Annotated in this window: 8 protein-coding genes and 1 pseudogene; 3 read left to right on the forward strand and 6 right to left on the reverse strand. The window is 61.6% G+C overall.

Translation table 11 applies throughout. The features are described from left to right. Together ACHFFR_RS02765 and ACHFFR_RS02770 are read right to left on the reverse strand one after the other, a co-directional pair. On the reverse strand, positions 1 to 2,236 hold a 2,236-nt coding region (locus ACHFFR_RS02765), incomplete at its 3' end, for a bifunctional metallophosphatase/5'-nucleotidase (protein WP_394262748.1). A 165-nt stretch (positions 2,237 to 2,401) separates the two neighbouring features. Next, the gene (locus ACHFFR_RS02770) at positions 2,402 to 3,148 is read right to left on the reverse strand and encodes a nitroreductase family protein (RefSeq protein ID WP_394262749.1); all 747 of its coding nucleotides are present in this window, start codon (positions 3,146 to 3,148) and stop codon (positions 2,402 to 2,404) included. A 46-nt stretch (positions 3,149 to 3,194) separates the two neighbouring features. Between ACHFFR_RS02770 and ACHFFR_RS02775 the strand changes: the two genes are divergently transcribed. The 3 genes from ACHFFR_RS02775 (at position 3,195) to ACHFFR_RS02785 (ending at position 4,977) form a co-directional block, all read left to right on the forward strand. After that, positions 3,195 to 3,599, forward strand: a complete 405-nt coding sequence (locus ACHFFR_RS02775; protein WP_394262750.1) for a hypothetical protein — start codon at positions 3,195 to 3,197, stop codon at positions 3,597 to 3,599. Continuing rightward, positions 3,596 to 4,099: a GNAT family N-acetyltransferase gene (locus ACHFFR_RS02780; protein WP_394262751.1), complete on the forward strand. Its 504-nt coding sequence runs from the start codon at positions 3,596 to 3,598 to the stop codon at positions 4,097 to 4,099. The genes ACHFFR_RS02775 and ACHFFR_RS02780 overlap by 4 nt, the downstream gene beginning before the upstream one ends. Before the next feature lie 131 nt (positions 4,100 to 4,230). Then, positions 4,231 to 4,977, forward strand: coding sequence for a hypothetical protein (locus ACHFFR_RS02785; RefSeq protein WP_394262752.1), 747 nt, complete (start codon positions 4,231 to 4,233; stop codon positions 4,975 to 4,977). Between the two features lie 4 nt (positions 4,978 to 4,981). Here the strand turns inward: ACHFFR_RS02785 and ACHFFR_RS02790 are convergent, their stop codons facing one another. From ACHFFR_RS02790 to ACHFFR_RS02805, 4 genes and pseudogenes are all read right to left on the reverse strand, one after another. Then, complete coding sequence (locus ACHFFR_RS02790) at positions 4,982 to 5,773, reverse strand: MerR family transcriptional regulator (protein WP_394262753.1); 792 nt, start codon at positions 5,771 to 5,773, stop codon at positions 4,982 to 4,984. Positions 5,774 to 5,831: 58 nt separating this feature from the next. Then, positions 5,832 to 6,878 (reverse strand): biotin/lipoate A/B protein ligase family protein, encoded by a 1,047-nt coding sequence (locus ACHFFR_RS02795; protein ID WP_394262754.1) that lies wholly within the window; start codon positions 6,876 to 6,878, stop codon positions 5,832 to 5,834. A gap of 185 nt (positions 6,879 to 7,063) precedes the next feature. Continuing rightward, a complete protein-coding gene (locus ACHFFR_RS02800; protein WP_394262755.1) occupies positions 7,064 to 7,291 on the reverse strand; it encodes a hypothetical protein in 228 nt (75 codons plus the stop codon). Next, a pseudogene (locus ACHFFR_RS02805) lies at positions 7,264 to 7,411 on the reverse strand (acyl-CoA dehydrogenase); the annotation flags it as partial. The pseudogene ACHFFR_RS02805 and the gene ACHFFR_RS02800, both read right to left, overlap by 28 nt.

Consider the following 7,411-nt stretch of genomic DNA (forward strand, 5'->3'; position numbering starts at 1 on the left):
GGCCGGCATAGACAATATTGTCCATCCCATTCCACCCATGACCAATACGCTTACCCTGCTGCAAGAACCCATCACCAGTGGAGTAGTAGAAGAACATTCCACCATCACCATGACGAACAACAAAGTCCGCACGACCATCACCATTAACATCAGTGACCTTGGTCAACGAGGTACCAACAAACCCACACTCAACAACCCCAGCATGAGCAATACCAGCAGAATACCCCTTATAGAAACGCAACTCCCCAGCACCGTTCACAGCCCACACATCGGCAAACCGATCACCAGTAGCCTCACCAAAACGATCAGACGCACCAGCCAAACGCGCCGGGCGATCCATCACGGTGCACTGTTCGGGATCGGTCGGTTCAGTTGGATCGGTCGGCTCACCGGGATCAGTCGGCTCACTAGGATCCGTCGGCTCACCCGGATCGGTCGGCTCGCCCGGTTCCTCCTCGTCGGAGATTCCCGGTGCCGGAGCGGTTGACGTCCCTACCGTCCAGTTGAGCGTGAAGATCTCATTGGGATCGATAATCTCATTGGCCTGAGCCCACTCGATCATGAGGTCGCGAATCGACTGCAGCTCGTCATAGACGATCGGCGCGTCCGCCACGTGCGGGAATGCCTGGCCACCGCCCTGACGGTAGTCGTTGATCGCCAAGATGAACTGGTCGTCGTCGGCAACCGGGGTGCCGTCCGGGTGCGAGAGGTTCTCGATGCGCTCGCCCACCGGCTTGGAAATGTTGATGTGGTAGTGGACGCCCGAAAGCACGTCGTAGGCGTAGTCCGGGATCGCGCGGCCGCTGTAGACCTCGTTCGTCGTCGTCGCCCAATCGTCAATCTCCGCGCCCTCGTCTTGCTGCTTGTAGTAGCGAGCCGACCACTCGAGGTAGTCCTTGACCTGGTCGCCGGTCAGCAGCACGCCCTTCAGCGTGTTGTCGTAGGTGTACAGGCCAGCCATGTCAGCGATCGTCACCTCGCCCTCCGGGAAGATCGCCGTACGCGAGAACGGCGAGGCCTGCGCAAGCACGGGGATGTCCGCGTACTCGCTTTCTGCCAGTCCCTTTTCCACGGCCTGCGTTTCTACGAGGCTGATGAAGTCCACGATCGGGGTGTCCTCCCACGGCGCCGTCGCCGCAGGCATGTCCTCGGTCGCGTACGCCACCACGGTCTCCGTCCACTCAACGGTGTCCGTGTGCCACGGCTCGATCGCAGCGCGCAGCCCCGCATCCTCTTGCCCCAGATAGTCCGAGGCGTAGTGCGGCGTGCCCGTCGGACGGCAGTCTTCGGTGTTGACGACCTCCGGTCCGGCCTCGGTGAACACGAGCGGCACCTCGACCTCGCTCAAGAACCGCGCGTGGTAGCCCGGCTGCGAGATCAGCACCTGCTCGCCGGCCGCGTTGGTCAGCACGGTGTCGTAGTTGTCCGTGGCGTGCGAATGCCCGCCGATAATGACATCCACACCTTCCGTCAGGGTGGCGATCGACGTCAGAACATTTTCGTTCAAGTCCTCTGGGTTCCAGGTGTAGTCCGGCGCATCCATGCCCGTGTGAGCAAGAACGACGACGACGTCCGCGCCCTGCTCTTCGACCACCGGCACCCACTTGCGCACTGCCTCTACCTGGTCCTGGAACTCGAGATCGGTCACCTTGGCGGCGTCCCAGATGCGGATTCCCGGGGTAACGACGCCGACCACGCCGATCGTGACCTCGGTGCCGTCGACTGTCTTGTTGATCATCGTGTAGGGCGGCAGGAAGGGCTCGCCCGTGGCGCTCTCGATGACATTCGCGCCCAGAAGCGGCATGTCGAGGTTGCTCACATACTGCTGGAGATCACCTTGGAGTGAGTCCGTGGCGGTGATTCCGTAGTTGAACTCGTGGTTGCCGACCACGCCGGCGTCGTAATTCAAGTAATTCAGAGCAGACGCCATGGGGTCGACGGAATCGGCGGTGCGATTCGCGTGGTAAACCGTCTCAAGCGGGTTGCCCTGGTTGGCGTCTCCGTTGTCAAACAACGCCACCGATTCGGCGCCCTTTTCGGCACGGATTTGTTCGATCGCGGGAGCGAGAAGCTCGAGGCCGCGCGTGCGATTGCGCTGGTCCTCGCGGTCGTCGGTGAACGTTTCACCGGTGAAGTAGTCGTAGTTGAGGACGGTGCCGTGAAGGTCCGTCGTCGCAAGAATGGTCAGCGTACTGGTGTCTTCACACTGGACGGGCGCCGGTTCCGTAGTTGCCAAAGCGGCAGTGGGAGTTAGAACCAGAAAGCCCGCGGTCAGAAAAGACAGGATTGATTTTTTCAACGTTATCCTCCGTGTCTGTTGAGCGTTAGGGTGTGCGCTCGGTTACAGACTACAGATCGACAACGCGAATTTCAGCGCGAGGCAAAGCCGTTCATGCGCCGTTTAACTCTCGAGATCGAAGCCCTGCGCCTTGATGTGCGGAATCGGGCTGCGCTCGTTGAAGTCCTCGATGAACTTGCGGGCGATCTGCGTGGTGAACTGATCAACGCGGCGGTTCGCATCGCGCAGATCGTAGTAGGTGTGCATCTCGTCGTCGTAATCCTTGAGCGTCTCCGTCCACGACTCCGGCTCCTGGTAAACGTCGGTGTGTACGCGCAGCGACTTATCCATTCGCGGCTTGAGCTGGGGCTCCTGGTTCGGGTAACCGAGAATCATGCCGAGCACGGGGAACGTGTACTTCGGCAGTTCGAGCACCTCGATCGCGGCTGCGTAGTCGTTGAGTACCGAGCCAAGGTGCGAGACGCCGAGCCCGAGCGTTTCGGCGGCCACCGAGACGTTCTGGATCATCAGCACCGTGTCGGTGAACGCCTCGCGGAAGACCACCATGTTGGCCGCGCCCTGCGTGGGCTGGTCGAGCTCTTCGAGGATCCGGATCCCTCGGCGAACGTCGAGCACGCCCACCAACAGCTCCGGCGCACGAGCGATGTAAGGCTGGTTGGCGATGCGTGCAAGCTCGTCTCGCTTGGCCTGATCCTTCACTCGAATAAACACCGATTGCTGGAAACCGCGCGAGGTTGAGGTGCGGACGGCCACATCAAAGAGCGTCTGCATCGTCTCTTCAGGAATGGGCTCTCCTGTGAATTCGCGAATCGTTCGGTGGGCCAGCTGGGTGCGGATCGTTTCGTTCATAGCACCCACCATAAACGAGAACTGACCTCGGTGGTAACTTGTATCCATGACCATCCGCATTCGACCAGCTAACATACTGGACGCCGCCGCGCTCGTGTCCGTGCAGTGCGCCGCGAGCGCCGCAGCGCCGCACTCCCCCTCTGACGAGCTCGGCTGGCAAGAGCTCCTTGCCAATCCGGGCGCCACGAACACGTGGGTTGCGGCCAGTGACGAGGTGGTTGGATTCATCCACGTGGAGGCGGTTGGCCCCGGCTTCCCTCAGCTCGTGCGCGTCAACGAACTGGTTGCCGGCGAATCTGCCAAGACCCGCGCGGCGCTGCTCGACTACGCGCTCGGCGACTTTGGCGCCTACGCCGAAGTGCCCGCGCATGACTCCGCGTTTTGGTCAGATCACGGCTTTTCCGAACGAACGCGCAACGGCGACGTCGTCGTGATGGAGCGTGGCGAGTGACTGCGCAGCACAACGACGAGCTCACCCTTCGCCCAACCACCGAGGCTGACCGCACATACATCGCCCGCCTCAACTTCTTAACGGACACTTACGGCGACGAGCACGGGGAACTCGAGGCGAGTTTTGACGCCGATTTCGACTTCTACGTCAATCGCTGGGTTGCCAAGGACGGCGGCTTGATCGCCTGGCGCGGCAACGTTCCCGCCGGCGGACTGTGGTTGATCTGGGGCGACGACGACACGCACGGCTACGGGTACGCATCGGCGGATATACCCGAACTCGCGATCGCGGTGGAGGGCCGATTCAAGGGCGAGGGCATCGGCACCGTTTTGATGGAAAGCGCTGCGCAGCTCGCGCGCGACATCGGCGCCCCCGGCCTCTCGCTCGCCGTCCATTCGGTCAACGAACGAGCTGCCCGGCTCTATCGACACCTCGGATTTACGTATTCCGGCATTGACCGCGGCGCCTACCGCGTGCTCGTGCTCTCCTTCGATTCCTAAGCGCTCTGCAAGCGTTCGCACAGTTCATCTGAGAGGTGGTTGACGCGCGCCGGAAGCTCCCTACCTCGTACTATCGTCGAACAGAGAATTGTGAGCGCACAGAATTGCGAGCACACAGAAAGGGAGTGCCGATGGCTGACGAGGACACCAAGGAAGGTTCGGTCACCACGATCGCGAAGTCGTTCCTTCGCGGCGTTACTCGAATTAAAGGAGCTCACGTGAGCCGGGAGTCGTTCTTGCGAAGCGAGCTCCGAGGGCGTGATTACAGCACGGAGGTTGAGGCCGCACTTGCGAGTTCCCCGGAGGAGGCGGGCGTGCCGGCGTCTGTCTTGGACGAGATCGCAAACGACGTCATCGACTCCGAAACCAAGCGCGCCTCGGCCATCTCCTTCGGCACCGGTATCCCTGGCGGCTTCGCGATTCTCGCGTCCGTGCCAGCCGATATCACCCAGTTTTACGTGCACGCCTATCGCATTATGCAGAAACTGTCCTATCTATACGGCTGGCCCTCGACTGAGAAGTACGACGACGAGGACGTCATCCAGCAGATCGCGCAGTTCCTCGGGGTCATGCTCGACGTCAAGGGCGCACAATCTTCCCTGAACGGCTTCGTCCAGACGCTGGCGATGCCGGCGTCGGAGCGAAGCTCGCAGACGGGAATCCGCGCCCGCGTCTCACAGGCGCGAACCGCCCGCGAGGTATTCAAGAAAGTTGGCTCGCAGGTAGCTAGGCGGAATGTGGCTCGTCAGGTGACGAAGGTCGTTCCGATTATCGGCGGCGTCGTCTCGGGTGGTCTGACGTTCGTCACGCTCAAGTCACAGGCGAAGCGCCTGAAAGAGGCACTACAGGAGATGCCGGCGCCCAAGCTCGCCGCCTAGCGAACTACTCCCACGACGCGTCGTCGGGATCGACACCATGCGCTCTCGCGTTGGCGCCAATTACGGCGATGAGCCAGTCGGTCAGGCCCTCGCCGCGGTCCTCGTAGTACTGACGGAATCGCGCGTCAGCCGCGTATCCGGCGGCGATGAGAACGTGCTTCGAATGCGAGACCGGGAAATAGATTGACAGCACCTCGCGGTGGAGTTCCGCGAGCTCGTTTGCCTCGGCGCTTCCCGGCTCGACGCCGGCATCCATCGCTTCAACGAGCTTGGCTTCCATGGCAGCCGTACGTTCGCTGACGCTCTCCCAATCGTTGGCCGTCATGCCCGCGGTGTTCTTGGCAGAGATCGCCCAGTCTTCCGTCTGCCCGTACCGCTGTTCAGCTTCGGCCTGGTAGGCGGGGAAATCCGCGTCCCCCAAGATCTTCGCGACGTCCTCAACGGACGGTTTCTTATCTGCCACGTGTTCCTCCAAAAGTGTGTCGATCGCTTCGACCATGTGGCGAAGCTCCTTCTGTTTTGCCATGAGCAAGCCACGTTGACGGCGCAGATGGGATGACGCGTCGTCGTTCGAATCGAGCAGCCGCGCGATGTCGTCAAGCGCCATGCCAGTCGCCCGGTACACGAGCGCTCGCTGGAGCCGGGCGACGTCGTCGTTCGAATAGAGCCGATAATTCGACCAGCTGCGCTCCTCGGGCGATACAAGCCCGCGGGATTCCCAATGGTGGAGAGTGCGGACTGAAATACCAAGGAGGTCGGCCACCTCGCCCACTGTGCGTCGTTCGTTCTTGCTCATAGGAATACTCTGATTCCTGACGTGGCGTCAGAGTCAACCACGAGCAAGGCGCGCGCCATTACGGAACCTTGTAGGTCCACTCATCGGCGGTGAACTTCGATTCGACCAGCTCTTCGGCCCTGCGCATCTCGTCGGCGGTGAAGTCGGATTCGCGGGTGTTGTAGCGGTCGTTGAACGTGTCGAGGAACGAGGCGATGATGTCTTCGCGAGCCATGCCTGTTTGCGATCGCATGGGATCCACGCGCTTCTTCGCCGATTTCGTGCCCTTGTCCGAGAGCTTCTCGCGCCCGATGCGCAGGACGTCGAGCATCTTGTCCGCATCGATGTCGTAGCTCATCGTCACGTGGTGGACCATCGAGCCATCCGCGAATCGCTTTTGTGCAGCGCCGCCGATCTTGCCCTTGTCCGATGCGATGTCGTTGAGCGGCACGTAGGTGGCGTTGACGCCGACCTTCTTGAGCGCGGCGATCACCCACTCATCCAGATACGCGTAGGACTGCTCGAAGCTCAAACCCTCAACGAGGGCGGTGGGCACGATGAGTGAGTACGTGATGCAGTTTCCGGCCTCCATGAACATGGCTCCACCGCCGGTGACGCGCCGGACCACGCGCATGCCGTGACGCTCGAGCGCCTCCTGATCGATTTCGTTCTTGTAGGACTGGAACGAGCCGATGACGACGAGCGGATCATCCCACTCCCAGATGATGAGCGCGGCCTCTCGCTCCCCCTTGGCAACCGACTCCGGCAGGACCTGGTCGAGTGCCACGTGCATCGCAGGATTCATGGGCTCGTGGTGGATGACGTCGAACGTCAGGTCATGCCATGCGACCGCCTTGCCCAGCGCACGGCGCACCGCAATTCCCACGACCTCCGGGGTAAAGCCGATTAGTTCGGCGTCGCCCGCCGCAATCTCGATTGCTTTGGCCATGTCGGCCACCGACGCGTCCGCGGGCATACCGGTGAGCGCCGCGTTGAGGTCGTCAATTACCGTATCCGGCTCAAGGAAGAAATCACCCGAGATCGAAACGTTGGCTAGCTTGTCATCTTCTACATCGACGTCGACGGCCACGAGCTTGCCGCCTGAAACTTTGTATTCTCCACGCATGGCCCAAGTCTACTGCGTAGGAGAACTCGAGCGAATTTGAGCGGCCTGCTAGTTGGGCGGACGGATCGACCGTACGAGCATGTGCGGGGAAAGATTCGCGAGCACATGCAGATATTCTGGCGAAGCGATCTGGTGCCCCGTGTCAGGCGTGACTCTACTATGGGGCAACACGTGGCGGCGAGGCCCTACAGACCGCGCTCGGACATGAGCACCTCGATCTCGGACTCGTTGATGCCCACCATCGCCTCGCCGAGATCCTCCGAGTGCTCAGCGATGACCGCCGGATCGTCGTAGTCCTTCACCGCAGCGACGATCGCACGGGCGCGGCGTGCCGGATCGACGACGCCGTTCGCGCGCTTGAGGCCGTCGCTTCGGCGATCAAGGCCTAGTTGCCGAGAACAACACCCGCCCATGCGCTGTGTAACGATTCCTGGTCGGAGGGCTGGAACAGGCCGGCGAGCACGTCGCGGTAGAGGCGGCTGAGCTCGTTGCTGTTCGAGTAGGACGAGCCACCGGATGAGCGGATCGCTTCC

This window comes from Trueperella sp. (assembly GCF_043424875.1).
Classification (GTDB): domain Bacteria; phylum Actinomycetota; class Actinomycetes; order Actinomycetales; family Actinomycetaceae; genus Trueperella.

Excerpts from the sequence above, each read along its gene's own strand:
- ACHFFR_RS02770 (WP_394262749.1), bottom strand. The coding sequence starts at position 3,148 with ATGAACGAAACGATCCGCACCCAGCTGGCCCACCGAACGATTCGCGAA.
- ACHFFR_RS02775 (WP_394262750.1), top strand. The coding sequence starts at position 3,195 with ATGACCATCCGCATTCGACCAGCTAACATACTGGACGCCGCCGCGCTC.
- ACHFFR_RS02785 (WP_394262752.1), top strand. The coding sequence starts at position 4,231 with ATGGCTGACGAGGACACCAAGGAAGGTTCGGTCACCACGATCGCGAAG.
- ACHFFR_RS02790 (WP_394262753.1), bottom strand. The coding sequence starts at position 5,773 with ATGAGCAAGAACGAACGACGCACAGTGGGCGAGGTGGCCGACCTCCTT.
- ACHFFR_RS02795 (WP_394262754.1), bottom strand. The coding sequence starts at position 6,878 with ATGCGTGGAGAATACAAAGTTTCAGGCGGCAAGCTCGTGGCCGTCGAC.
- ACHFFR_RS02800 (WP_394262755.1), bottom strand. The coding sequence starts at position 7,291 with ATGGGCGGGTGTTGTTCTCGGCAACTAGGCCTTGATCGCCGAAGCGAC.